The organism is Acidovorax sp. CF316, assembly GCF_000276605.1.
GTDB lineage: Bacteria > Pseudomonadota > Gammaproteobacteria > Burkholderiales > Burkholderiaceae_C > Acidovorax.
In genome coordinates, this window is the sequence record NZ_AKJX01000020.1 from 1 (window position 1) to 24,155 (window position 24,155).

A 24,155-nucleotide genomic window follows, 5' to 3' on the forward strand; every position below is an offset into this window, starting at 1 on the left:
GGGCTGCAGGGAAAACCCGAAGAATTTGGCCCACCTCTCTGTACTGAAAGCTCCCCGCCCCAGGGACCGTTCCGCCCTCTCTATATAGAGCTACGCCGCCGCCCCAGGGCGCGCCGAAAAATCCCCGGGCGTGAGCCCGTGGCGTTGCAGCTTGTCGTACACCGTCTTGCGCGGCATCTGCAGCATTTCGGCCGCGCGGGCCACATTGCCCTGGGTCAGGCGCAGCGTGTCGCGCAGCAGCTTGCGCTCGAAGGCATCGACCCGCGCCGCGAGCGACGGGGCCGAGTCATCGCCCTCCCCCAGCGGCTCCATGGGCAGGCCCAGGCACAGGCGCTCCGCGGCGTTGCGCAGCTCGCGCACGTTGCCGGGCCAGTCGTGGGCCATCCAGGCGGCCAGATCGCGGTCGGTCCACGCGGGGGCGGGGCGGCCATGGCGCGACGCGGCCTGGGCGATGAAGTGGGCCATTAGGACGGGGATGTCCTGCGGGCGATCGCGCAGTGGCGGCAGGGCGATGCTGGCCACATGCAGGCGGTAGTACAGATCGGCGCGGAACTGGCCCTGTGCGGCCAGCGCCTTGAGGTCTACCTTGGACGCCGCCACCACGCGGCAGGTGATGGGCACGCTCAGATTGCTGCCCAGGCGTTCGAGCTCGCGCTCCTGCAGCACGCGCAGCAGGCGCATCTGCAGGGCCTGCGGCATGGACTCGATCTCGTCGAGCAGCAGCGTGCCCTGGTTGGCATGCTCGATCTTGCCGATGCGCCGGCGCGTGGCACCGGTGAAGGCGCCAGGCTCATGGCCGAAGAGCTCGCTTTCGATGATGCTTTCGGGCAATGCGCCGCAGTTGATGGCCACGAAGGGGCCGCTGCGCCCGCTGGCCGCATGCAGTGCCCGGGCCACCACCTCCTTGCCGGCACCGGTCTCGCCGTGCAGCAGCACATCCACGCTGAGCGGTCCCAGGGCCGCCACCAGCCGGCGCACCTCGGCCATGCCGGGCGACGGGCCGACCAGCGTGGCCAGGGCATCGCGGGGATTGCGCTCGCGCAACTGGCGCAACTCTTCGGACAGGGCCCTGCGCTCCAGCGCGCGCCGCACGGTGGCCACCAGGTGCTCGGAGGAGAAAGGCTTTTCGATGAAGTCGTAGGCTCCGTCGCGCATCGCGTCCACGGCCAGGGCCACGTCGCCATGGCCGGTGACCAGCACCACGGGCAGGTCGGCGTCCAGCGCGCGCAGGGTGCGCAGCAGGTCCATGCCGCTCATGCCGGGCATCTGGATGTCGGTGACGACCACGGCAGGCCGGCCCTGGTCGAAAGCGTCGAGCGCGGCCCGGGCGTTGGCGAAGGCGCGCACCCCGATGTCGGCCAGCGACAGGGACTGCGCGTAGGCGCGGCGCACCATGGCGTCGTCTTCGACGAGGTAGACGCACGGGCTGGCGTCGGGTGAGGGGGTCATGGAATGTCCTGTACAGCGGGGGTGGCGGCCACGCCAGGCACGCCTGGCAGGCCCACGGTGAATTCGGCGCCGCCTTGCGGCAGGTTGGCGGCGACCAGGGTGCCGCCCATGCCTTCGACGATGATGCGCGAAACGGCCAGCCCCAGGCCCAGCCCTTCGCCGGCCTTGGTGGTGTAGAACGGCTCGAACAGATGGGTCTGCACCTCGGGTGCCATGCCGCGGCCGGTATCGGCCACGCGCAGCTGCACGCGTCCATCGGCCTGCACCTCGGCGGCAAAGCGCACCTGGCGCACGGCCTGGTGCTGCACGGCGTCGAGCCCGTTGCGCAGCAGGTTCACCAGCACCTGCTCGAGCCGCGTGGCATCGGCCAGCACGCACAGCGACCCGTCGAAGGCATCGACCGCGATCTGCCCATCCACCGCCTGGCAACGCGGGGCCAGCAGCAGCAGGGCATGGTCCAGGGCCTCGCGCACGCTGCAGGGGTGCAGGGCCGGCGGCTCCTTGCGCGCAAAGCTCTTGAGCTGGCGCACGATGCGGCCCATGCGCTCGGCCAGCTGGCTGATGAGGCGCAGGTTCTCGGCCACGTCGTCCCCGCGCTGGCGCTGGTGCAGGGCGATGGCGTTGTCCGACAGGGTCTGCAGGGCGGCCAGGGGCTGGTTGAGCTCATGGCTCATGCCGGCCGCCATCTGGCCCAGCACGGCCAGCTTGCCGGCCTGCACCGCCGTGTCGCGCGTGCCGCGCACGATCTGCTCGGCCTGTTGCAGGTCGCGCACGCGGTCTTCCAGGGCGGTATTGGCGGCAGTGATCTCGCGTGTGCGCTGGGCGATCTGCTCCTCCAGCATGCCATGCGCTTCGCGCAGGCGCTCGGCGCTGGCGGCACGCTCGGCGCGGCCCTGCCGGTCGAGCCGGCGCAGCAGGGCCAGCCCGAGCACCAGCGCGGCGCACAGGCCGCCGGCCAGGCCGGCGACCAGCGCCTCCTGCCGGGCCGGGCGCTGGTCGGCCAGCAGCAGCATCTGCCAACCCAAGGGGCCCACACTGCGCGCCGCCACGCTGAAATCGCGCTGCGGGCCCGTCTGCTGCAGGCGCAGGGTATCGCCATCGACAGGGCGGGGGCCGCGGCCCTGCAAGGGGAGCAGCGGGTGGTTGCCATACTGCTGCACCCCCTGCAGGCGGGTGCGCACCTGCGCCGGGATCGGGGCCAGCGTGCGGTAGCGCCAGGCGGGCTCGGTGCTCACGAAGACCACGCCCTCCGCATCCGCCAGCAGCACGGTGTCGCCACCCTCGGCCAGCGCCGCCTCGAAGGCATCGAGCGAGATCTTGACCGCCACCACGCCAGGCGCCGGCGCCTCGGGCGGCAGCGCCGAGGCCATGAAATAGCCCGCGCGGCCGGTCGTCACGCCTACGCCGAAGAAGCGGCCGATCTGCCCCTGCATGGCCGCCTCGAAATACGGGCGAAAACGGTAGTTCTCGCCGACGAAGCTGCTCGGCAGGTTCCAGTTGCTGGCCGCCAGGGTGAGGCCTTCGGTGTTCATCACATAGGCCGTGTCCACCCCGGCAAGCGCCACGGCCGAGGCCAGGTAGGCGTTGGCGGCCTGCAGGTTCTGCGCCGTGGGTTGCTGCAGGGCCAGGTTGGTGCGGCTGTTGAGCGCCAGCAGCGCGGGCAGCGCCTCGTTGCGCTGCAACAGCGACTCCAGGCTCTGGGCCGCAAACGCCAGGCGTTGCGTGGCAGCGCGCTGCTGCGCGGCCAGCTGGGCATCGAGCGACCAGCGGTAGGCCAGCGCGCCTGCGAACACGCAGGCCAGCAGTGCGATGCCGGAGCTCAGGAGGGAACGGGTGGGTTTCAAGCGAGGGGCAAAAAAGATTCAACAGCGCAGCCACCATCCCGGGCGGCCAGGGCGCATTGTGCGCGGCCGCTGGCCCGCCGGCAGCGGGGCTATTTCGCTTGACAGGGCCCGCCGTCTGGAAATCCGCACAAAACGCTGATTCGCGTGTGGAAATCCGCCGCTTTTGCGGCACATAGGCGATGGCTGGCGCAGCCCCAACGCCACCGCAAACCCAAGCCTGGCGCGGCCTGGATGGCCGCAAGCACCTGGGTCGCGGCGCCTGGCACACAAGCTGCAAAACGCCAGGGCGGGCGGCACAGCCAACGCCGCCCGGCCTTTTCAACACCACAACCCGTCCGGAGACACCCTATGACGAAATCCCCCTCCTTCAAGCTCGGCAGCGCCGTGGCCATTGCCGCCAGCCTGCTGGCCGGCGCCGCGCCCGCCCTGGCCCAGGACTACCCGAACAAGCCCGTGCGCCTGATCGTGCCCTTCGCCCCCGGCGGCACCACCGACATCGTGGCGCGTGTGGTCAGCCAGTCGCTGGGCACGGCACTGGGCCAGCCCGTGGTGGTGGACAACAAGGCCGGCGCCGGCGGCGTGGTGGGCGCGACCGAGATCGCGCGCGCCCCGGCCGATGGCTACACCCTGGGCGTGGCCACCGTGTCCAGCGTGGCCTCGGCCCCGGCCATCAACCCCGCTGTTAAGTACAACCCGCTCACGGACTTCACCTCCATCGTCAACATGGCCGCCACGCCGAATGTGCTGGCCGTGCACCCGAGCTTCGTGGCCAAGGACTTCAAGGCCTTCATGGCCGAAGTGAAGGCGCATCCCAACAAGTACTCGTTCGCCACCTCGGGCACGGGCGGCATCGGACACCTGCAGATGGAGCTGTTCAAGTCGCTCTCGGGCCTGGAGCTCGAGCACATCGGCTACAAGGGTGCAGGCCCGGCCCTGAACGACGCGGTGGCCGGACAGGTGCCGATGATCTTCGACAACCTGCCCTCCGCCCTGCCCTTCATCAAGGAAAAGCGCCTGGTCGCGATTGCCGTGGCCGCGCCGCAGCGCCTGCCCTCGCTGCCCGACGTGCCGACCTTCAAGGAAGTGGGCTTCGAGCCCGTGAACCGCATGGCCTTCTACGGCATCCACGGCCCCAAGAACCTGCCGCCTGCGGTGGTGGAGCGCATCTCGCAGGCCGTGCGCAAAACGCTGGAAGACCCGGCCGTGAAGAAGCGCATCGAGGAAACCGGCTCGCTGGTGGTGGGCAACACCCCGCAGGAGTTCACGGCCCAGACCAAGGCCGAGTTCGAGCTCTACAAGGGCGTAGTCGCCAAGCAGAAGCTCAAGCTGGATTGACAGAGCCGCATGCGGGGCGGCGGTCGCCCTGCATCGCCCGCAAAAAAACCGCCCGCGCCACACAGGCCCCGGGCGGTTTTTCACAGAAGGAAGTTCAGCGCGGACCGGCAGGCGCCGGTGCCGAACGCACCCAGGCCACCAGGGGGGCCAGCAGGCGCGGCTTCCAGGACAGGGTGAAGGCAATGGTCAGCGCCGAGCCGGCCAGCACCATGAACCACACCAGCGAAGCCATGGAGCCGTGGTCCACGGACAGGCACACGGCCAGAGACGCCGCCACCACGGCGGCGCCCAGCCAGCGCAGCAGCACCACCGTGCCACGGCCCGCAGGCACAGGGCCGCGCACCTGCTCCCAGTGCACGTCCATCGACAGCGCCAGCCAGGCCAGGCCGGTCACATTGGCCAGCAGGGCCACCACATAGAGCAGCGCATCAGGCATTGGCCACCTCCGGCGACGAGCCCCCCGCGGCCGCCACCGGGGCGCCCGCCTCGCGGCGCCGCAGCCTGCGGGCCGCGACCACGGCCAGCGCGGCGGCCGCCAGCAGCGACAGGTCCACCCCCGCCACGGGCCAGTAGCCATTGCCGATGGTGCGCAGCAGGTGGTCGCCGGTGGTCACCCAGTTGAGCAGCACGGCCGCCACGGCCAGCGCGGCCGCGGCCCAGCACTGTTCGGCCCAGGCCGGGGACATGCGCCCCTGGGCCATGGGCGCGGTGCGCCAGAGGGCGTGCGCGCAGGCCAGCACCCAGGCGCCCCAGAAGATGGTCTGCTCGACACTGCCGCGCGCGGGCAGGTCGGTGGGCAGCAGGCGGTTGCCGATCAGCATCGAGAAGGCGGCGATCAACATGCCAGTGACGGTGGTGACGGCAAAGGCATCCACCCAGCGCGCCCCGCTCACACCCTGCTTGGCGTGCTGGCGCTTGCGCTTTTCCACGAAGAAGATGAAGCCCGTGGCAATGCACACGCAGCCCGACAGCCCGCCCAGCACGTAGAGCCAGCGCAGAAGCCAGTGGCGGAAGTGCTGCAGGTGCAGGCCCGTGAGGAAGTTGTTGATGCCCGCCACCACGGTGACGGGCGGGTCTTCACGGATCAGCTCGCCCGTCGATCCCTTGAAGTGGATGCCCTCGCCCGTGAGCGTCACGCGGTCGGTGCCGGCGCGGTACACGCTGACATAGGCATTGGCATCGCCCACATGCTGCACGGACAGAAAGCCCACGTCGCCGGCCATGCCCTTGGCGGCCCAGCGGCGCTGGGCCTCGGCCACCATGGCGTCCACCGACGCGAGGGTGGCAGGTACGCCGGCCTTCTCATGCGGCAAGCCAGTTTCCTTGGCTTCGTGCTTTTCGTGCAGCTCGTGCAGGGGGTCGAGCTGGGTGTGGGTGACGGGGAAGTAGATGCCCCCGAAGATGACCAGCCCCGACAGCGCGAAGATGAAGTGGAACGGCAGCGCCACCACGCCCGTGAGGTTGTGCAGATCAAGCGCGCTGCGCTGGGTGTGCTTCTTCGGGCGGAAGGTGAACAGCTCACGGAAGATCTTGCGGTGCATCACCACGCCGCTGACCAGGGCCACCATCATGATGAGGGCGGCAAAACCGACGATCCAATAGCCCAGGTTCTTCCACTCCAGGTGCAGGCTGTAGTGCAGCGGGTAGAAGAACTGGCTGCCGATCTTCAGGTGGTCATCGGGCAGCGCCGCGCCCGTGCGCGGGTCGATGGTGCGGATGCCGAAGACCTCATCGTCCTTGTTCTTGGCATGGGGCAGCTCGTGGCCCGAGAAGATGCCCAGCACCGGGTCGCGGTGGGTGGTGTAGGCGCCCCAGCGCTTGACCGGGAAGGTCTCGGCCATGGCGCCGTTGACACGGCTGCGCGCCTGCTCGATGGCCTCGGGCGTGGGCTTCATGTCCTGGAACACGGGCAGCAGGATCTTGTCGAACGAGGGCATGGGCTGCGGCGCAAAGCGCGTGCTGGGGATGGCCCAGCGGTCGATCTCGCGGTCGAACACCGACAGCGAACCGAAGAAGAACACCACCATGAGCACGAAGCCCATCACCAGGCCGAACCAGGTGTGCAGCCAGGCCATGGTCAGCCGGAAATTGGGGAACATCGAAAAATCTCCTGGCGCGCGATCCCTCTCTTCGGAACCGCGCCGCAAAAAAGGATCAGAGCAGGGCTTTCTGGACCAGGGATGCAGCCCCCGCCATCAGGGCACCGCCACCGGCCAGCACCAGCCACACGCGCAACAGGCTGGCGGAGCAAAAGGCCCACAGAAAAGCCACCAGCAGCACCACGAAGCCCAGGATGTAGCTCAGCGCCTCGGCATCATGGAACGGCATGCCCGCCGCGAACATCGTGCCCACCACCAGCGCGATGAAGCCCCAGGTGAACGCGTAGCTGCCCAAGGTGCCCGCAGCGATGCGCGAGACGAGGTGCAGACGGGAAGCGGTGCTGGTGGCCATGGGGTGCTGGAGGGCTAATCAAGGAATGCGAGTGATTCGCGATTATGCAGTGCACCTCCGGGTAACCCCTTGGTGCGTAGGGGCTGCCGCGCTTCTTGCCGCGCCATGTCCGTAACACCCTGGCACTAACATTTCGTCACACATACACCAATACGCGGCACAATGGTCGCAACGCAGCACCTGTGGCCTTGCCTCTGAAGGCCGCCCCGCTTCCATGCACAGCATTTCCTCAGAGAACGTCGTCGACCTGCTGCTCGACGCCGTCTGCATCGTGGACCCCGACAGCCGCGTGCTGTTCGTGAGCCCGGCATTCGAGCGCATCTTCGGCTACCGGCCCGACGAAGTCGTGGGCCTGCGCATGCTGGACCTGGTGCACCCCGAGGACCGTGGCACCACCGAACGCCAGGCCCAGTCCATCATGCAGGGTGAGCTGCAGCTGCATTTCGAGAACCGCTATGTGCGCAAGGACGGCGGCATCGCGCACATCCGCTGGACCGCGCGCTGGCTCGAGGAACGGCAGGTGCGCCTGGCCGTGGCCCACGACATCACCGAGCGCAAGAACATCGAGGTGATGCACGCTGCCATCTACGCCATCTCGGAGGCGGCCCACACCGCCAAGGACCTGATCGCGCTGTTCGAACACATCCACCAGGTCATCGGGCAACTGCTGGCGGCCGTGAACTTCTCGGTAGTGCTGTACGACGCGAACCAGGACCTGCTGAGCTACCCCTACCATGTCAACGAGCGCCACCCCACCCCCGGCACGCTGGCGCTGGCGGGCGATGCCCTGTGCGCCGAGGTCATCCGCAGCGGGCAGTCGCTGCTGCTCACCCCCGCCACCCGCGCCGCACTGCCTGCCCACCTGCAGCCAGCCACCGGCGAAGGGGCGCCCCTGTACTGGCTGGGCGCACCGCTGCACACGCACAAGGGTGCCATCGGCGCGCTGGTGCTGCAGGGCTACACCGAGCACGCACCCTACACCGAGAAGGACAAGGAGCTGCTGCAGTTCGTCTCCACCCAGGTCGCGGCGGCCATCGAACGCAAGCAGATGCACGAACGGCTGGCGCACATGGCGCAGTACGACCAGCTCACGCACCTGCCCAACCGCCAGCTGTTCCTGGACCGGCTCAAGACCGCCCTGGCCCGCGCGCGGCGCGACCAGAGCCTGCTGTCGCTGATGTTCATCGACCTGGACCGCTTCAAGGAGGTGAACGACACCCTGGGCCACGCCATGGGCGACCTGCTGCTGCAGCGCGTAGCGCAGCGCCTGCTCGAATGCGTGCGCGGCTCGGACACCGTGGCGCGCATCGGCGGCGATGAGTTCGTGGTGCTGCTCGAAGGCGGCCACGCGCGCGAGCACGCCCACGCCGTGGCCGAGAAGATCCTGGCGGCGTTCGGCCTCCCTTTCGATCTGGAGGGCCGGGCGGCGCACATACAGCCCAGCATCGGCGTCGCCATCTACCCCGACCATGGCCGTGAGGAGCACCACCTGCTGGTGCATGCGGACGAGGCCATGTATGTCTCCAAGAAGAACGGCGGCAACCAGGTGCACACCGCGGCACCGCCCGCCGCGGCCAAAGCGGCCTGAGGCACCCCACCCACCATGGCCCCGCCAGCAGCATCCAGCACCGGCGACGCACCGATCGAGGTGGTCGACTACCAGCCCGGCTGGCCGGCCCTGTTCGAGGCCGAGCGCCAACGGCTGCAGGAGGTGCTGGCGCCCTGGCTGGCAGGGCCGGTGGAGCATATCGGCAGCACCGCCGTGCCGGGCCTGCCCGCCAAGCCCATCATCGACATCATGGCGCCGGTGCACTCGCTGGCAGGGTCGACCGAGGCCATCGCCGCACTCGGCACGCTGGACTATCTGCACTACCCCTACAAGCCGCAGCAGATGCACTGGTTCTGCAAGCCCAGCCCGGCCCACCGCACCCACCACCTGCACCTGGTGCCCATGGGCAGCGCCCTGTGGCAGCAACGCCTGGCATTCAGGGATGCGCTGCGCGGCAGTGCCGGGCTGACCGCACGCTATGCGGCGCTCAAGCGCCAACTGGCGCTGCAGTACCGGCACGACCGCGAGGGCTACACCGAGGCCAAGGGGCCGTTCATCGCCGAGGTACTGGCCCTGCCCGGCCCAGGAAAGCCTGCGTAATCCCCTCGCCGCAAGCGGCCTCCGCGGGGGCCGAGGGCCACACACCGCACAATCGGCGCACTACAACCATCCCACGAGGGCGCCCTGCCCCGCCTGCCATGCTCTACGCCGCACTGAAGTTCGTCCACGTCCTGTCCCTCATCGTCTGGATCGGCGGCATGGTCTTCGCCCATTTCTTCCTGCGCCCCGCCACCCTCTCGCTGGAGCCACCGCAGCGCGTTCGGCTGATGCACGACGTGCTGCAGCGCTTCTTCACTGCCGTGTCGGTGGCCGTGGTGCTGGTGCTGGGCTCGGGCCTGTGGATGATCGGCAACGTGGCCCGGGCCGCGGCCCAGTCGGGCGGGCGCTTTGCCATGCCGCTGTCGTGGACCCTCATGGCCACCATCGGCTTGGTGATGATGGCCATCTTCGGCCATGTCCGCTTTGCGCTGTTCAAGCGGCTGCGCGTGGCCGTGGCGGCTGCGGACTGGGCGGCGGGCGGCAAGGCGCTGGCTTCCATCCGCACCCTGGTGGGCGTGAACCTGGCACTGGGAGTGCTCACCGTGGCGCTCGTGTTCCTGCTGTAATCCGTATCCATGCACCTCACCCGGACCCTGCTGCTGCGCGTCGCCCTTGCGTTCATCGCGGGCGGCCTGCTGGCGGCCGGTGCCGTGTGGTGGGCCGCACGCGAGCGGGTGGCCCTGCTGCAAAGTGAGGTGCGCGCGCAAAGCCAGGAGCTGTTGGGCTACACGCGCTACACCAGCTACCTCACGGTGGGCAAGCAGTCGCTGGCCGAGCAGATGAAGCTGCTCTCGGCCACCGTGGTGCGCGAGGAAGGCAGCACGCAGATCATCGAGAAGTCGCTGCTGGGCCTGGCCTCCACGGGCGTGGTGGCGGTGACCTACACGGCCGAGTACGCCTTCGGCTTCGACCTCGGGCCCGACCAGTACGACCTCAAGGCCACGGACAAGGGCATCGAGGTGCACGTGAACCCGCCCCGGCTGGTGGCCACCCCGGCCGTCACCAACCTGCGCCACCGCGTGGTCTCGGGCGGCCTGCTCACCGACGAAAAGGCGGCCATCATCCGCCTGCAGGAAGAAGCCGCCAGGCGCGCCCGGCAGCAGGGCCAGGCCATGGCCTCCGAGCCGGCGGTGGTGGCACTGTGCGAGAAGAGCCTCACGGCGTTTCTCTACGCCTTTCTCGAAAAGCAACCCGGCGTGAAAAGCGTGCCGCGCATCACGGTGGTCTACCGCCAGCCGCCCAAGGCGGCCTCCACCGCACAGTAGGCAGTAGGCGCAGCTCAGGGAACGAGCAGGTGCATCGAGTGCGCGGCCTGCAGCACCAGCAGGGCTGACAGCAGCGCGGGCGGCATCACCACCAGGCCGATCTTGAGGAACTGCCATGCCCCCACGTGCAGGCCCTCGCGCCGCAGCGCGGCCAGCCACAGGATGGTGGCCAGCGAGCCGGTGACCGAGAGGTTGGGCCCCAGGTCGATGCCGATCAGCGCGGCCGCGCGCACGGTGCCTGACGCGGACGCCGCGTCGAGCGAGGCCCCCGCCAGCAGGCCCGCCGGCAAATTGTTGACCAGGTTGGTCGCCACGCCCAGCAGCGCGCCCAGCACCGTGCCCGCCCCTTGCGGCCAGGCAGCGGCGGCGTTGCGCAATGCACCCGCCATCAGGCCCACCACGCCTGTGTGCTCCAGCGCCTGCACGAAGACGAACAGCCCTGCCACCAGCGGCAGCACGTCCCACGAGACGGAGCGCAGCGCCTGCCAGGGCGCACGCCCGCAGGCAAAGGCCAGCAGCGCCAGCGTGCCCAGCGCGGCACCCAGCGTGGGCCAGCCCAGCGGAATGCGCAGCCAGGCACAGCCCACCAGCACCAGCACCGACACGGCCAGCCCGCCGGCCGCCACGCGCCCACCCAGGCCCAGCGGGTGTTCGGGCACCGTGGTGGCGATGGTCTCGGGGATGCTGCTTCTCAAAACCCAGCGCAGGGCCACATAGGTCACGCCGATGGAGGCCAGCGAGGGCAGCGCAAACAGCGCCATCCAGTGTGCCAGCGACGGCATGCCGCTGCCCCAGAGCACCAGGTTGGCGGGGTTGGAGATGGGCAACACGAAACTTGCCGCATTGGCGATGAAGGCGCAGATGAACAGGTAGGGCAAGGGCGAGGCACCCACGGCGCGCGCCACCGCGAACACCGCTGGGGTCAGCACCACGGCGGTGGCATCGTTGGACAGGAACACCGTGACCAGCGTGCCCACGGCATACACACTGACGAACAGGCGCCGGCCCGAACCCCGGGCCTGCTGGGCCGCGAGCGTGGCCAGCCAGTCGAAGACGCCCTCGCGCCGTGCCAGTTCGGACAGCAGCATCATGCCGGCCAGGAACAGGTAGACGTCGTGCCCGCGCATCACGCCCTCGAAGGCCAGGGCCGGGCTGAGCAGGCCGCACGCCAGCAGGATCAGCGCGCCGGCCACGGCCCAGACGGCCTCGGGCAACCGGAAAGGCCGCACGATCACGGCGGCCGTGGCCACGCCGATGATGGCCCAGGTCCAGGGGGCGGCGGCCATCATGCGGCGGCCCCTTGGCGGCAGGCGGCGTGGCCCGGGAGATGGAACAAAGGCACGGCAGTGGCGGGACAGGGTTGCATGGGGGCGGATTCTATGCACTGCCTGCCCATGGCGGCCTGCCGCAATGCCCTTGCCGGTGCGCCGGGTCACAAGGCCCCTTACCATGTGGTCAAAAGAACGCGCCTGCGATGCGTTCCATAGGAGCCCTCCCATTGTTCGGATTTTTTGAGAAACGCGTAGCGCCCTACCCTGCCGAAGAACCCCATCTGCCGCCCAAGGACTTCATGGCCTTCGTGTGGGACGGCACGCGCGGCCTGCGCGGCTACGTGGTGGCCATGGCCGCGCTGTCGGCAGCCATCGCCATCTATGAAGCCCTGCTGTTCGCCGTGCTCGGCCATGTGGTGGACTGGCTCTCGAGCGTGCCGCCCGCGGCCCTGTGGGCCACACGCAAGACCGAGATCGTGGGCATCACGGTGCTGCTGCTCGCCTCCATCGCGCTGGTGGCCGTGCAGACCAGCGTCAAGCACCAGGTGCTGGCCATCAACTTCCCGCTGCGCCTGCGCTGGAACTTCCACCGACTGATGCTGGGCCAGAGCATGGCCTTCTATGCCGATGAATTTGCGGGCCGCATCACCACCAAGATCATGCAGACCGCGCTGGCGGTTCGCGACATGATCTTCACCACCACCGACGTGGTGATCGGCATGGGCGTGTACCTGGTGACCATCCTGGCGCTGCTGGCGGGGTTCGATGCGCGACTGCTGGCGCCCTTCGTACTCTGGATGGTGGCCTACGGCCTGGCCTGCTGGTACTTCGTGCCGCGCCTGGGCAAGGTGGGCAAGGCGCAGGCCGATGCGCGCTCGGCCATGACCGGGCGCATCACCGATGCCTACACCAACATCGCCACGGTGAAGCTGTTCTCGCACACCCGGCGCGAGTCGGAGTTCGCGCGCGCGGCGATGGACGCCTTCAAGCTCACCGGCTATGCGCAGATGCGCCTGGTGAGCCAGTTCGAGATCGTCAACCACATCCTGGTGGTGGGCATGATCCTGGGCGCCTGCGGCACCGCCCTTTGGCTGTGGTCGCTGGGCCAGGTGGGCGCCGGTGCCGTGGCCGCCGTGACGGCGATGACCTTGCGCGTCTCGGGCCACGCCCACTGGGTGATGTGGGAGATGACCACGCTGTTCGAGAGCGTGGGCACCATCCAGGACGGCATCAACACGCTGACGCGCCCGCGCGCCGTGGTGGACGCGCCCGACGCCAGGCCGCTGCAGGTGACCCAGGGAGAGGTGAAATTCGAGAACGCGACCTTTGCCTACGGCAACGGCCGGCCGGTCATCGACGACCTGAACCTGACCATCCGCCCCGGTGAGAAGATCGGCCTGATCGGCCGCTCCGGGGCCGGCAAGTCCACGCTGGTGAACCTGCTGCTGCGCTTTCACGATGTGCGCTCGGGCCGGGTGCTGATCGACGGGCAGGACATCGCCCATGTCACGCAGGACAGCCTGCGCCGCTCCATCGGCATGGTCACGCAGGACACCTCGCTGCTGCACCGCTCGATGCGCGACAACATCCTCTACGGCCGCCCCGATGCCAGCGAAGAGGACCTGCAGGCCGCCGCCCAGCGGGCCGAGGCTGCCGAATTCATCGCCACGCTGAGCGACCTGCAGGGCCGCACGGGCTATGAGGCGCATGTGGGCGAGCGCGGCGTGAAGCTCTCGGGCGGGCAGCGCCAGCGTGTGGCCATCGCGCGCGTGATGCTCAAGGACGCGCCCATCCTGCTGCTCGACGAGGCCACCAGCGCCCTCGACTCCGAGGTGGAGGCCGCCATCCAGCAAAGCCTGGACGGCCTGATGCAAGGCAAGACCGTGATCGCCATTGCCCACCGCCTGTCCACCATCGCGGCCATGGACCGGCTAATCGTGCTGGATGCCGGGCGCATCGTTGAAGAAGGCACGCACGCGCAGCTGCTGGCGCAGGGCGGTGTGTATGCGCGGCTGTGGGGCCACCAGAGCGGCGGCTTCCTCGGTGAGACCGATGAGGAAGACCAGAGCGCGCTGATGCCTGGGTGACAGGCCAGGGCCTTCGCGACCCCGAAATTGGTGTTGACAGGCCCTAACGTGTCGCGCAGGCGGCTGCCTGCCCAGGCCGTGCGCCCTAACGTGCAGGGCACCGCGGCCATACCGGCCGCCCCTCATCGGAGAACCCTTGCATGATCAAGATCACGGCCCTGTACCGCTGGCACGAAGGCGCCCGCTTCGACCACGACTACTACCACGGCGAGCACATGCGCATTGCGCGCGAGGCCCTGGGCCCGCTGGGCCTGGTGCGGCTGGAGAGCGACCGCGTGATGTACCCGGGCCCGCCGCGCCCGGGCCAGGTGGTGGCGCTGACCAATGCCTTCTTCGAGACGGCGGAGCAGGCCCAGGTGGCGGCGCAAAAGACCGCGCCGGTGCTCACTGCGGACGTGCCCAACTACACCGACATCAAGCCCGAGTCGTACATGGCGCAGATGAAGGCGCACCCGCTCGGGGCCTGAGCCTACATGCCGCGCCGCTCCTTGGCGCGGTAGACCTCGATGGCGCCGACGGAGCTTGCCTGGTTGCCCCAGCTGTTGCGCACGAAGGTGGCAACGGCGGCCACATCCTCGTCGCTCAGCACATGGCGGAACGGGGGCATGCCATGGGGGCGCGGGTTGCCGGCCGTGGCCGGCAGGTAGCCGCCCTGCAGCACCACGCGCACCAGGTTGGTGGTGTCGGCCAGCACCACGGCGCGGTTGCCGGCCAGCGCCGGGAAGGCTCCGGGACCGCCCTGCCCCTGGCCCTGGTCGCCATGGCATTGCGCGCACTGCTGCTCGTACACCTTGGCGCCGCGCGCCATGGCCGATGCGGCGGGCGGCGCAGCGGGAGGTGGTGACACGGTGTGCTGCTGCAGGTCCTGCAGGTAGACCGCCATGGCGCGGGCATCGGCATCGGTCAGGTACTGGGTGCTGCGGAACACCACCTCGGCCATGGGGCCCATCACCGAGCCGTCGGGTGCCACACCGGTCTTGAGCAGGGCCACCACGTCCTGTACCGGCCATTCCTTCACGCCAGCCTCGGCCGCGGCATTGAGCGCCGGGGCATACCAGTTCTGCACCGGGATCAGGCCGCCGTTGAAGGCCATGGCGTCGCTGGTCGCGCCCAGCGCATTGCGCGGGGTGTGGCAGGCCGTGCAATGGCCCAGGCCGTTGACCAGGTAGGCACCGCGGTTGTACTCGGCCGTCTGGGTGGGGGCGACCAGCGCCGTGCCCGGTGCGAAGAACAGCGCCCGCCACACGGCCAGCGCTGCCTGCGTGCTGTACGGAAAGCGCAGCGCGTGCGGCCGGTTGGCTTCGCCCACGGAGGGCAGGCTTTGCAGGTAGGCGTAGATGGCGTCCGAATCCTCGCGTGTGACCTGGGTGTAGTTGGGGTAGGGAAACGCCGGGTACAGCAGGCGCCCGTCGCGCGAGCGGCCATGGTGCATGGCGCGCCAGAACTCGGCAGACGACCACTGGCCGATGCCGTGGGCCTTGTCGGGCGTGAGATTGGAGCTGTGTACCACGCCGAACGGCGTCTCGATGCCGCGCCCGCCGGCAAAGGCCGCCCCGCCCTGCGTGGTGTGGCAAGCCATGCAGTTGCCCACGCGCGCCAGGTACTCGCCGCGCACCACCTGTTCGGGGGTGGAGACAAAGGCCTCCGGGCTGGAGGGCAGCGGCTCCTCCCCGCGCAGGTTCAAGGTAATCACCGCAGCAGCGCCGATGCCCAGGGCCGCCAGGGTGGAAGAGATCGTCCTGAGGATGGTTCGTGCGTTCATAGCCGTGCCCTCTTCAACGTCCGGCCACGGGTACGCCATCCACCCCGCCGCAGCGCATGGGCATGGCACCCGTCAGGCGCGCCGCTGGCTTGCCACCACCGGGCACGGACTGGGCGGCCAGCCAGGCCGAGACGGCGCTCACGTCGTCCGGCGTGAGCTGGCGCGCGATGTCGGCCATGCAGTCGGGCGCGTGGGCGCGGCGCTGGCCGGTCTTCCAGGCACCGAGCTGGCTGTTGAGGTAGTCACGCGGCAGGCCCAGCAGGCCGGGGATGAAGGGGTTGACCCCGGTCATGGCCGGGCCATGGCACTGCACGCAGGCCGGAATGCTGCGCGCCGCATCGCCTTGCAGCACCAGCAGGCGGCCACGCTCCAATGCGGCAGGCGGCGCCTGGGGTGCCGGTGGCGGCGGGTACGGCACCTCCAGCGCCGCGAAGTGCGCGGCCATCTCGCGCAGGTAGTCATCGGTCAGGTGCTCGATGAGACTGGTCATCTGCGGGTAGCTGCGCCGCCCCTCGCGGAAGTTGAGCAGCTGGTTGGCCAGGTAGCCGGCCGGCTTGCCCGCGATGCGCGGGAAGTAGCCCTCCTGGGTGGCCCGGCCTTCCTTGCCATGGCAGGTGACGCAGGCCAGCACGCGCGGCGCCATGCCGCTGGCGACGGAAGTGGCGGCCACAGGGGCCGCTGGGATCGCCGGTTGCGCAGCCGCACCGCCCAGGCTGGCGGCCATCCACAGCGGGACAACAACGGGACGCAGCAGGCTGCACAAACGATCGATCATGGGGCGGTGGCTTCTTTTTGGGATTGCAACGGACTCTACGCCTCCCCTCAAAAACAGTACAGATTCAGTTTCAGGTTAAAAATACGGATCAGTTTGTACTAGATCAAAATCGTCTTTGCATGAAACGTTATGAGCGCCACGCCGATGCCATCGCCCAGCTGATCCACAGCGGTGCGCTGCGCCCCGGCGACCGCGTGCCTTCGGTGCGCGAGTCCAGCCGCACCCGGGGCATCAGCCCGTCCACGGTGTTCGAGGCGTATTACCTGCTGGAGGCACAGGGGCTGATCCATGCGCGCCCGCGCTCGGGCTACTACGTGAGCGCCCATCTGCCCATGGCAGCCGGGCAGACGCCCCCGGCGGAGCCCCTACCCTCGCAGCCGGCGGCCGGGTCCACCGGCGTGGCCATCAGCGACTTGGTCTTCGAGGTGCTGGGCTCGGCCCGCGACCGCGACCTGGTGCCGCTGGGCTCGGCCTTTCCGGGGCTGGAGCTGTTCCCCTTCGAGCGGCTGGCGCGCTGCCTGTCGGGCGGCATGCGCAAGCTCGACCCCTGGAGCATCGTGCAGAGCCTGCCGCCCGGCGACGAGCGCCTGCGCCAACAGATCGCGCTGCGCTACGGCCTGCACGGCACGGCGGTGGACACCGGCGAGCTCATCGTCACCAATGGCGCCATGGAGGCGCTCAACCTGTGCCTGGAGGCCGTGACCCGGCCGGGCGACATCGTGGTGGTCGAATCCCCCACCTTCTACGCCGCGCTGCAGGCGCTGGAACGGCTGAACCTGCAGGCCGTGGAGGTGGCGACCCACCCACGCGAGGGCATCGACCTGGCCGCACTGGCCGAGGCCCTGGCGCGCCACCCGGTCAAGGCCTGCTGGCTGATGCCGAGCTTTCAAAACCCGCTGGGCAGCCTGATGCCCGAGGAGAACAAACGCGCCCTGGTGGCCCTGCTCGCGCGCCACCAGGTGCCGCTGATCGAGGACGACGTGTATGGCGAGCTGCACTTTGCCCCCGACCGCCCGCCCCCGGCCAAGGCCTTTGACACCGAGGGCCTGGTGATGCACTGCAGCTCGTTCAGCAAGTGCCTGGCGCCTGGCTACCGCGTGGGCTGGGTGGCAGCGGGCCGCTTTGCCACCGGCGTACAGCGCCTGAAACTCATGACCACGCTGGCGGCGGCCGTGCCATCGCAGCAGGCGCTCTCCGAGTACCTGGCCCAAGGGGGCTACGACCGGCACCTGCGCCAGCTGCGGCGCAGCCTGGCGCGGCAGCAGGAGCGCGCGCTGGCCGGCATTGCGCGGCATTTTCCGGCCGGCACGCGGGTGTCACGGCCCGAGGGCGGCTACTTCCTGTGGGTGGAGCTGCCGCCCACGGTCGATGCCCTCACCCTGCACCGCCAGGCCCTGGCCCAGGGCATCAGCCTGGCACCGGGGCAGATTTTCTCGGCCGACCAGCGGTTTGCGCACTGCGTGCGCATCAACTACGGGCACCCGGCGCAGGAGCGTTTCGAAGAGGCGCTGGCCACCGTAGGGCAGCTTGCGGGGCAATTGGCGCAGGGTTGAGTTGTCCGCAGCGCTTTTTGGGGTGCAATGCAGCACACCCCGGTGTATCCAATGGAAAAACTTGTACGACAAGTCCTTGCATTTTGCTGACAAACCGCCGCCCAGCGTTGGATACGCCCAACTTCGGGTTCGCCCCTCTTCTGGCATGGCTATTGCACGGCATACTGGCCGCCGTCCGGCTTGCGGGCCCCGCCAGGGCCGGCCGCACAGCAGCCATCCAACTCCGCCCACCATGCCACCACCCCAGCGTGCTCCGATCCTGACCGTGGAAGACGAAGACGACTGGATCGTCTCGTTTGCGTTCGGCCCCCAGGGCACCGACCGCCTGACGCTCAAGCGCACGCCCCGGCTGGAGTTCATGCTCCGGCCCGAGCAGCGCGGCGTGTTCGTCGGCGTTGGCATGGGCGGACGCCCTGCCCCGCTGGTCGCCGTGCAATGGGGCAGCAAGAGCGTGGACGTGGTGTCCACCGAACGCCGCTACAGCCTGGATATCAGCAAGGTGGACGGCAACCTGCTCGCTGCGGCGCTGCAGGTACTGGGGAAGATGAACTTTGACCAGAGGTTTCAGCTGGCGGGGGTGTGAGAGGCAATCGCCCAGGGTCTTCACACCGCACCGGCGCCCTTCAGCGTGTCATCTTGAAGGCGGCATTCACGACAGCGACCTGCGATTCATCCAAACGGGTCTCCACCAACGCGCCAAACGCCATGCTGTCGTTGATGGGCCAGATCACGCCAGGGTTGTTCGCCGTCACGTCAGCCGCTAGGGCGGCTGCGCGCAGGCTTCCGAAACGTGCGTCGCTGCGGCCATCGATCTGCTGGTCCAGTGCACCCGCCAGTGAAAAGGTAACGCTCCGGATCTCCATCACATTGCGCGGCAGCGCCACATAGTTGCCTACCGAAGCGGCGGGTTCTGCCCAGTCGATACTCCGGAAGCAGACCTGCACCTCCTGCGGATTGCCATTGCTGTCCAGATAGACATAGCGATCTTGCTGGCCTTCGGTGCGCCCAGTAGGAACGCGAATGCCGGCGGCCAGAAAGGCGTTGATCATGGGGGCACCGCACAACGCAACTCCGGCATTGGCACCGTTCCCGTTGACGCGCCCCGAAGGAGCCAGGGGATCATCACCCGGTGGCCGGCCTACGCCATTGAAATACGCCTCATAAGCCAACTGCCAGCCCTGAATGAAGTCGGTAGACAGGCGCTGGTTGGCGGCCGAGCGCTGCAGGTCGCGCCCTACGGCCACGGCGCCGATCAACAGGCCGATGACGACCAGCACGACGCTCAGCTCCAGCAGCGAGAAGCCGCGCTGGCGGCGCGGGGCCTTGTCGCGGGAAGGTTGGTGAATGCAGGAGGAAGTCATGGTGCGTAACTCGGTGGTCAAGGGGTCATCAGTGGCCAATGGCATCGGCCTTCAGCGCATTCAGGTTGACGTCGATGGACAGGTCGGTGATCGCCGTGGTGTGTGCTGCAAAATCGCTGAACACCTTCTCGGCCTCGGCCAGGGACAAGGCGGCATCGACCTGGGCGGCGATCGCGGCGACATCGCTGGCCACGGCCAGACCAATGCCCACGGCTGCCAGCGCGATCTGGAACGAGCGCGCGCCAACGCTCGCCGTGGTGTCGGCGACGGCAGACAACATTTCCTTTGCAGCGTCCAGGGTGCCCGCAGCGGCAGACAGAAGACCCGCAGCGGCCATGGCCACGTCGGCCCTGGCCAGCACGACAGCGATGTAGAGCTGGTCACGGTAATCGTACAAGGCGCGTTCGAGCACGAAGGCGCCCGTGGCCACGTTGAAGTGCGCATGCGACACCGCCGACAGCGAGGCACCGCAATGCAGTTCATCGAACAGCTCCGTAGGGCTGGCTGCGATCACGATGTCATCGTAGAGGTTGGTCACGGCGTTGCCCGGCGCCTCGAAGGTCGGGTCCGCGTTGGTCGCGGTGTCATTCGCCCCGTCAAACGCCTGACCGTTCCCGTTGGCATCCAACATGCCAGGGGCAGCGATCACGAAGGCCGCGGGGCGCCTTTGCGCGCCCACCTGGGTGGCCAGGAAACCGGCTGGCGCCACCACCGGCGTACTGGCCGTGTTCAGCGCCAGGCAGATATCGATCAGATTGACCGCCCCCGCACCGTCCGCCCCCGCCAGAGGGCACGGTTGGGTGGGCGGGCCTACCGCGCCCGGAGGCACGTTCGACGCCCTGCAATCAGGGTTCAGAGGCCCCGTGGGTCCGTCCACGTAGGTCTTGCCAAGCAGGCTGGTCAGGCTGGTCGTGACCTCCGGTACCGGAGGCGCATTGGGGTTGGGCGCCTCGGTATGGTTTTGCGGCTTGGGGTTGGGCGTGCGCACGCGCAGCGTGTTCATGCGGTCGCGCGGCGCGGCCAGGTCACGGTCTGCAGGAGCATTCGCCGTGGCTGCACCCGACGGCTGGCGGTACACGCCATAGCGCAGCATGCCCGCCTCCGGCCTTGGAAGGCCCAGCGTACGCCAGGGCAGAAAACCCACCTGGCCGCCACCCACGCAGTTCTCCACCCCCTGGAGGTTGTTGGCAGGGCACGGCAGGCGGTAGTTGGCATGCAGGAAGCCCACCAGCGCGTCACGCGACTGTTGCTGCACATCCATCTGCACTGAAGTCACCCGGTGCCGCTCGGACAGCTGCCAGAAGATGATGGCCGCCGGCAGGATCAGGCCCAGCGCCAGCAAGACCACCGAAAGCTCCACCAGGGTGAAACCCATCATGCGGTGTTTCATGGATTGAGCCCCTTCGCGTCCAGCAGCGTGGCGGAATTCAGCGCCTGGGTGAACGTGTCATACACATGTGCCAGATAAGCCCTTGAAGCCAGCTCCTTGGCGATGGAGTCCTGTTCCGCCTGGATGGCTTCCGTCAGATCCGTAGCCGCCAGACCGACCTCCACCGCAGCAGACGCGGCGTTGGCAATGGACAGTGCGACACCGGCGATGGTGAGCGCTTCGGTATTGGCCGCCGACGCGACAGCCAGCGCCGCGCTGCCCGCGGCCAGTGCCACATTCATGGCGGCCAGGATGACACCGGTCTCGGCGCTTTCCTTGGCCGCCTTGGCCTGGGCGATGTCAAACACCCGCAGTGCCCAGTACCGCTGCACCACGCGGGCATTGTCGTACGCGGTGTAGGCCCCTTGCGCGGCGGCCTGCATGGCGCTCAGGCGGGCCACGCACCCGATGCGCGCAGACAGGTCGCTGGGCCCGACGCCCACGGCAAGGTCGTCGAAGGTATTGGTCTGGGCCCGCCCCGGGAAGTCGAAGGTCACCCCGGTGTTGTTGCCCTCGAAGACACCGTTCATGCCCGGATGCGCAATGATGAAAGCCAGCGTGATGGAGGTAGCGTCCACCGGGTTCGTGGCCCTCAGTACCCCAGCGGGTGGTGCAGCATCGGCCGCATAGCGGCGCAGCACACGGCACCAGTCGAGGCCATTGGTCGCCCCGTTTTGCAGGACCGCTGCGGGAATGGCGCCCGAGGTACCGCGCAGTCGGCCGAGCGCAGCATCCATCTCCGTGTTCTGCGGTACGGCCAGAATACCTTGCGTGTAGTCGAAGCCCAGCGTGGGCGAGACCGTGTTGGCAGGCGCGACGGCCAGGTTGTACGCACCGGCTTGATTGACACCATAGCGAAGCTGGCTGAACCGGCTGCTCAACCCCAGGTCACGCCACGGTAGCAGAACCGCAGCGGCATTGCCGCAGGCCTCGGCGCCGCCGGTGGTGGCTGCCGCACAGGGCAGCCGGCCCCGGGCCAGCACGAAGCCTTCCACCGCAGCCTGGGCCTCGGCCAGCTGGCCCATGATGGCCGGCCGCTGCAGGGGTTCGCGCGTGGAGGCCACCCAGCGCCATGCGATGACGCCCAGAAGACCGACGATGGCCAGCGACACGGCCAGTTCGACCAGCGAAAAACCCGCCTGGCGCAGGCGCCCGGGGCGTTGCATGCGCGCGGTCATCGCGTGCCTCCCTTGCGATCCACCTGCTCAAGGATGGCTGCGGCCTGCTCGGGTGTCATGGGCTCCACCGATGGCCCGGTGATGTTGCAGGGCGCGTTGCCCGTGCCTGTCGGTAGTTTTGCGACCATGTTGTTGGCATCCGCCAATCGCTGCAAGACAGCGTCGCGCTTGCGGTTGAGCACGTCGAGTTCCTTCTGGAGCTTCACCGGCTTGAGCATCTTGGCATCCGTGCTGGGGCTGACCGTAGCCCCCGCGCCGAACAGGTCCGTCATGGCGTTGTTGAACGCGGTGGAAATATTGTTGCCGGCAGGATCCCCCACCAGGCACCCTGTCGTGCACCGTGAGCCAACCACGGCATTGCTGGCATCGAGAAGGTTGTACCGTGCCGCGCCATTGACCAGCGTCGCATAGGCAGCGGCATACTCCGTCTTTTCCGTGTTGAACGTCGTGTTGGCAGTGTTGCGAATGCCTGTCGCGGTGTTCAGCGCCGTCTGGGCCTTGAGTTGTTCGGCGACGGCTTTGTCGCGCACGGCAGTCAGGTTGGTGGTGTTCTGGGCCAGAGCGAGTTCAGCGGCTTTTCCGGAGCGCTTGTCCCTCAGGTCTTTCAGGGCCTTCACGACTAGCGGGTCCACGCTCGTCGGGTCAAGGGCTGCAATCTGCACATCCAGCGCCAAGATATCGGCGTTCAGTTGGGCAATGGTTGCTGCGTTGTTGGCCAGCGCGTTATTGTACTTGGCGACTTCGGCATTCCAGTGGTTCACCAGGAGGGTCGCCTGGTCCATATTGGACTGCGCCAGTTCATAGGCATACGAGGCATTGCCCCACTCTTCCGTGGCCGCGAACAATGCGTTGATGTACCCGTCCAGCGTCGGAGTCCTTTGCCCTGCGTGGATTACGGTAAAGAGGGTGGCTTTGGCAATGTCCCTGTTGACTATGGCCGTAGCCAGCTCGTTTTGCTTGGCCACAATTTCTGCATCGACAGTCGCCAGCGCGGCTTGCGCAGCAGCCACTTCCGCGACGGCACGGTCCCTGGCCTCTTTCTGGCGATCATAGAAAGCCTGGTCCATCACGGGGCACAGTTGGGCCTGCGGCACCCCGCCGTCGGCAAGCCTCAGCGCCTGCCCGGCAATACCTGCGGCGACCGCATTGGCAGCAACGGCCAGCCCGTTGGCAGCGATGACCCCGGCCGTCAACGCAGCTGACGCTGTGTGCATGCCGGCGGCCGCACACAGGTTGACGGCAAGACCCAGAGAAGCGACGCACCCGACCCACTCCGCAGCCGCGTTGCCGGCATCGGATATGCCTTCGGCAATGGCCAGCGTGATCTCCAGACCGGTCATGACGGCAGCCAGGGTGGAGAAGATCAGCGCGCGCGTGGCAGACTCGATATTGTCGGCGCGCATTTCCCACACCGCTACGGACACATCATGCCCCAGGGCCACTGTGTTGATGGAGTCGATCAGCGGGTTGCAGTGAAAGGCGCTCTGCAGGCTGGCGTAGGAGCGCTCCAGCACTAGGTCGTTGTACGTGGCAAGCAGGGGCCGACGGCCCGGGTCTTCCATGAGGTTGGGATCGGCACCGGCGTTGGCGCCATCGAACAGGTTGCCGTCGCCATTGGCATCGCCATTGCCGGGATGGGCGATGGCGTAGGCGGTGGTACGCAGCGGCGTCGCATTGAGCCGGGCCATGGTGGCGGTCAGGGTCGTCGTCCGCCCCACTTCCAGGCGCTGGCACAGATCGGTCAGGGTCAGGATGTCGGCAGGGTACGCGCCCGCGCCTGTTTCACGCATGTTGAAGAATGTCCAGGGCGCCGCATCGGGGTACTCCAGGGGCCTCCAAGAGTCAGTCAGCAGCGTCAGATCGTAGTCGCCCCCCTGGCGCTGCACCATGTAGCGCAGTTGGCCCACGTCAACGCCTGCATCGACACCCGCCAGGGCGAGGGTGACCGTTGGCAGCCAGCCGCTCTGGTTGCCTGCCCCGCAATCCGCCACGCCATCGCGGTCGATGTCGGGGCATGGCAACCTTCCGGTCACCGTGGCATAGGTAACGATGGCCTTGTCGGCCTGCGACAGTGCCTGGCGCTCCTGGCGGGAGGTGTCCACAGCAGTGCGCTCACGCCATTGCATGTAGCCAATGGCCGACAGGCCCGCCATCACCGAAATCAGCAGCAGCACCTGCACCAGACCGAAGCCACGCGAGCGCACGGGTGCTCGGCGTGGACGGTGGACTGTGGAATGGGTAGTCAT

Annotated in this window: 21 protein-coding genes; 9 read left to right on the forward strand and 12 right to left on the reverse strand. The window is 68.4% G+C overall.

All coding sequences use genetic code 11. The features are described from left to right. Positions 1-90: 90 nt before the first annotated feature. Complete coding sequence (locus tag PMI14_RS02655; protein WP_007849168.1) at positions 91-1,449, reverse strand: sigma-54 dependent transcriptional regulator; 1,359 nt, start codon at positions 1,447-1,449, stop codon at positions 91-93. Continuing rightward, positions 1,446-3,293 carry an ATP-binding protein gene (locus PMI14_RS02660; protein WP_007849169.1) on the reverse strand — a complete coding sequence of 616 codons (1,848 nt, stop codon included), beginning with the start codon at positions 3,291-3,293 and terminating at the stop codon, positions 1,446-1,448. The genes PMI14_RS02655 and PMI14_RS02660 overlap by 4 nt, the downstream gene beginning before the upstream one ends. Positions 3,294-3,641: 348 nt before the next feature. Here PMI14_RS02660 and PMI14_RS02665 point away from each other — a divergent pair, with 348 nt between their 5' ends. Then, on the forward strand, positions 3,642-4,628 hold the full coding sequence (locus tag PMI14_RS02665) for a tripartite tricarboxylate transporter substrate binding protein BugE (RefSeq protein WP_007849170.1): 987 nt from the start codon (positions 3,642-3,644) through the stop codon (positions 4,626-4,628). 94 nt (positions 4,629-4,722) lie between these two features. On the opposite strand, the gene PMI14_RS02670 is transcribed toward PMI14_RS02665, so the two are convergent. From PMI14_RS02670 to PMI14_RS02680, 3 genes are read right to left on the reverse strand one after another with little or no spacing between them, the layout of a single operon-like run. Continuing rightward, positions 4,723-5,064, reverse strand: a complete 342-nt coding sequence (locus tag PMI14_RS02670; protein ID WP_007849171.1) for a DUF3325 domain-containing protein — start codon at positions 5,062-5,064, stop codon at positions 4,723-4,725. Further along, positions 5,057-6,727: a PepSY domain-containing protein gene (locus PMI14_RS02675; protein ID WP_007849172.1), complete on the reverse strand. Its 1,671-nt coding sequence runs from the start codon at positions 6,725-6,727 to the stop codon at positions 5,057-5,059. The genes PMI14_RS02670 and PMI14_RS02675 overlap by 8 nt, the downstream gene beginning before the upstream one ends. Positions 6,728-6,782: 55 nt before the next feature. Then, a complete protein-coding gene (locus tag PMI14_RS02680) occupies positions 6,783-7,079 on the reverse strand; it encodes a hypothetical protein (protein WP_007849173.1) in 297 nt (98 codons plus the stop codon). A 214-nt stretch (positions 7,080-7,293) separates the two neighbouring features. On the opposite strand from PMI14_RS02680, the gene PMI14_RS02685 reads away from it, so the two are divergent. From PMI14_RS02685 to PMI14_RS02700, 4 genes are all read left to right on the forward strand, one after another. After that, entirely contained in the window at positions 7,294-8,667 is a 1,374-nt protein-coding gene (locus PMI14_RS02685; protein WP_007849174.1) for a GGDEF domain-containing protein, read from the forward strand. Positions 8,668-8,682: 15 nt separating this feature from the next. Then, complete coding sequence (locus PMI14_RS02690; protein WP_007849175.1) at positions 8,683-9,228, forward strand: GrpB family protein; 546 nt, start codon at positions 8,683-8,685, stop codon at positions 9,226-9,228. A 98-nt stretch (positions 9,229-9,326) separates the two neighbouring features. Then, a complete protein-coding gene (locus tag PMI14_RS02695) occupies positions 9,327-9,794 on the forward strand; it encodes a CopD family protein (RefSeq protein WP_007849176.1) in 468 nt (155 codons plus the stop codon). A gap of 9 nt (positions 9,795-9,803) precedes the next feature. Further along, a complete protein-coding gene (locus PMI14_RS02700; RefSeq protein ID WP_007849177.1) occupies positions 9,804-10,493 on the forward strand; it encodes a hypothetical protein in 690 nt (229 codons plus the stop codon). Positions 10,494-10,507: 14 nt separating this feature from the next. Here the strand turns inward: PMI14_RS02700 and PMI14_RS02705 are convergent, their stop codons facing one another. Beyond that, on the reverse strand, positions 10,508-11,782 hold the full coding sequence (locus tag PMI14_RS02705; RefSeq protein ID WP_007849178.1) for an arsenic transporter: 1,275 nt from the start codon (positions 11,780-11,782) through the stop codon (positions 10,508-10,510). Between the two features lie 209 nt (positions 11,783-11,991). On the opposite strand from PMI14_RS02705, the gene PMI14_RS02710 reads away from it, so the two are divergent. Both PMI14_RS02710 and PMI14_RS02715 read left to right on the forward strand, forming a co-directional pair. Beyond that, positions 11,992-13,851, forward strand: coding sequence for an ABC transporter ATP-binding protein (locus PMI14_RS02710; RefSeq protein WP_007849180.1), 1,860 nt, complete (start codon positions 11,992-11,994; stop codon positions 13,849-13,851). A gap of 140 nt (positions 13,852-13,991) precedes the next feature. After that, entirely contained in the window at positions 13,992-14,318 is a 327-nt protein-coding gene (locus PMI14_RS02715) for an EthD family reductase (RefSeq protein WP_007849182.1), read from the forward strand. 2 nt (positions 14,319-14,320) lie between these two features. Here the strand turns inward: PMI14_RS02715 and PMI14_RS02720 are convergent, their stop codons facing one another. Together PMI14_RS02720 and PMI14_RS02725 are read right to left on the reverse strand one after the other, a co-directional pair. Beyond that, the gene (locus PMI14_RS02720; RefSeq protein ID WP_007849183.1) at positions 14,321-15,613 is read right to left on the reverse strand and encodes a cytochrome c; all 1,293 of its coding nucleotides are present in this window, start codon (positions 15,611-15,613) and stop codon (positions 14,321-14,323) included. Positions 15,614-15,626: 13 nt separating this feature from the next. After that, a complete protein-coding gene (locus PMI14_RS02725) occupies positions 15,627-16,388 on the reverse strand; it encodes a c-type cytochrome (protein ID WP_007849184.1) in 762 nt (253 codons plus the stop codon). 119 nt (positions 16,389-16,507) lie between these two features. Here PMI14_RS02725 and PMI14_RS02730 point away from each other — a divergent pair, with 119 nt between their 5' ends. Both PMI14_RS02730 and PMI14_RS02735 read left to right on the forward strand, forming a co-directional pair. Beyond that, on the forward strand, positions 16,508-17,941 hold the full coding sequence (locus PMI14_RS02730; protein ID WP_007849186.1) for a PLP-dependent aminotransferase family protein: 1,434 nt from the start codon (positions 16,508-16,510) through the stop codon (positions 17,939-17,941). 232 nt (positions 17,942-18,173) lie between these two features. After that, the gene (locus PMI14_RS02735; protein WP_007849188.1) at positions 18,174-18,524 is read left to right on the forward strand and encodes a hypothetical protein; all 351 of its coding nucleotides are present in this window, start codon (positions 18,174-18,176) and stop codon (positions 18,522-18,524) included. 40 nt (positions 18,525-18,564) lie between these two features. On the opposite strand, the gene PMI14_RS02740 is transcribed toward PMI14_RS02735, so the two are convergent. From PMI14_RS02740 to PMI14_RS02755, 4 genes are read right to left on the reverse strand one after another with little or no spacing between them, the layout of a single operon-like run. Further along, positions 18,565-19,302, reverse strand: a complete 738-nt coding sequence (locus PMI14_RS02740) for a prepilin-type N-terminal cleavage/methylation domain-containing protein (RefSeq protein WP_007849190.1) — start codon at positions 19,300-19,302, stop codon at positions 18,565-18,567. Between the two features lie 28 nt (positions 19,303-19,330). Then, positions 19,331-20,692, reverse strand: coding sequence for a type II secretion system protein (locus PMI14_RS02745; RefSeq protein ID WP_007849193.1), 1,362 nt, complete (start codon positions 20,690-20,692; stop codon positions 19,331-19,333). Next, entirely contained in the window at positions 20,689-21,909 is a 1,221-nt protein-coding gene (locus PMI14_RS02750) for a type II secretion system protein (protein WP_007849195.1), read from the reverse strand. The genes PMI14_RS02745 and PMI14_RS02750 overlap by 4 nt, the downstream gene beginning before the upstream one ends. After that, the gene (locus PMI14_RS02755; protein WP_108016745.1) at positions 21,906-24,155 is read right to left on the reverse strand and encodes a Tfp pilus assembly protein FimT/FimU; all 2,250 of its coding nucleotides are present in this window, start codon (positions 24,153-24,155) and stop codon (positions 21,906-21,908) included. The genes PMI14_RS02750 and PMI14_RS02755 overlap by 4 nt, the downstream gene beginning before the upstream one ends.

Coding starts and splice junctions, on each gene's coding strand:
- PMI14_RS02725 (WP_007849184.1), bottom strand. CDS start 16,388: ATGATCGATCGTTTGTGCAGCCTGCTGCGTCCCGTTGTTGTCCCGCTG.
- PMI14_RS02695 (WP_007849176.1), top strand. CDS start 9,327: ATGCTCTACGCCGCACTGAAGTTCGTCCACGTCCTGTCCCTCATCGTC.
- PMI14_RS02730 (WP_007849186.1), top strand. CDS start 16,508: ATGAAACGTTATGAGCGCCACGCCGATGCCATCGCCCAGCTGATCCAC.
- PMI14_RS02680 (WP_007849173.1), bottom strand. CDS start 7,079: ATGGCCACCAGCACCGCTTCCCGTCTGCACCTCGTCTCGCGCATCGCT.
- PMI14_RS02705 (WP_007849178.1), bottom strand. CDS start 11,782: ATGATGGCCGCCGCCCCCTGGACCTGGGCCATCATCGGCGTGGCCACG.
- PMI14_RS02745 (WP_007849193.1), bottom strand. CDS start 20,692: ATGAAACACCGCATGATGGGTTTCACCCTGGTGGAGCTTTCGGTGGTC.
- PMI14_RS02740 (WP_007849190.1), bottom strand. CDS start 19,302: ATGACTTCCTCCTGCATTCACCAACCTTCCCGCGACAAGGCCCCGCGC.
- PMI14_RS02715 (WP_007849182.1), top strand. CDS start 13,992: ATGATCAAGATCACGGCCCTGTACCGCTGGCACGAAGGCGCCCGCTTC.
- PMI14_RS02675 (WP_007849172.1), bottom strand. CDS start 6,727: ATGTTCCCCAATTTCCGGCTGACCATGGCCTGGCTGCACACCTGGTTC.
- PMI14_RS02720 (WP_007849183.1), bottom strand. CDS start 15,613: ATGAACGCACGAACCATCCTCAGGACGATCTCTTCCACCCTGGCGGCC.
- PMI14_RS02690 (WP_007849175.1), top strand. CDS start 8,683: ATGGCCCCGCCAGCAGCATCCAGCACCGGCGACGCACCGATCGAGGTG.
- PMI14_RS02700 (WP_007849177.1), top strand. CDS start 9,804: ATGCACCTCACCCGGACCCTGCTGCTGCGCGTCGCCCTTGCGTTCATC.
- PMI14_RS02655 (WP_007849168.1), bottom strand. CDS start 1,449: ATGACCCCCTCACCCGACGCCAGCCCGTGCGTCTACCTCGTCGAAGAC.
- PMI14_RS02665 (WP_007849170.1), top strand. CDS start 3,642: ATGACGAAATCCCCCTCCTTCAAGCTCGGCAGCGCCGTGGCCATTGCC.
- PMI14_RS02750 (WP_007849195.1), bottom strand. CDS start 21,909: ATGACCGCGCGCATGCAACGCCCCGGGCGCCTGCGCCAGGCGGGTTTT.
- PMI14_RS02670 (WP_007849171.1), bottom strand. CDS start 5,064: ATGCCTGATGCGCTGCTCTATGTGGTGGCCCTGCTGGCCAATGTGACC.
- PMI14_RS02755 (WP_108016745.1), bottom strand. CDS start 24,155: ATGACTACCCATTCCACAGTCCACCGTCCACGCCGAGCACCCGTGCGC.
- PMI14_RS02685 (WP_007849174.1), top strand. CDS start 7,294: ATGCACAGCATTTCCTCAGAGAACGTCGTCGACCTGCTGCTCGACGCC.
- PMI14_RS02735 (WP_007849188.1), top strand. CDS start 18,174: ATGCCACCACCCCAGCGTGCTCCGATCCTGACCGTGGAAGACGAAGAC.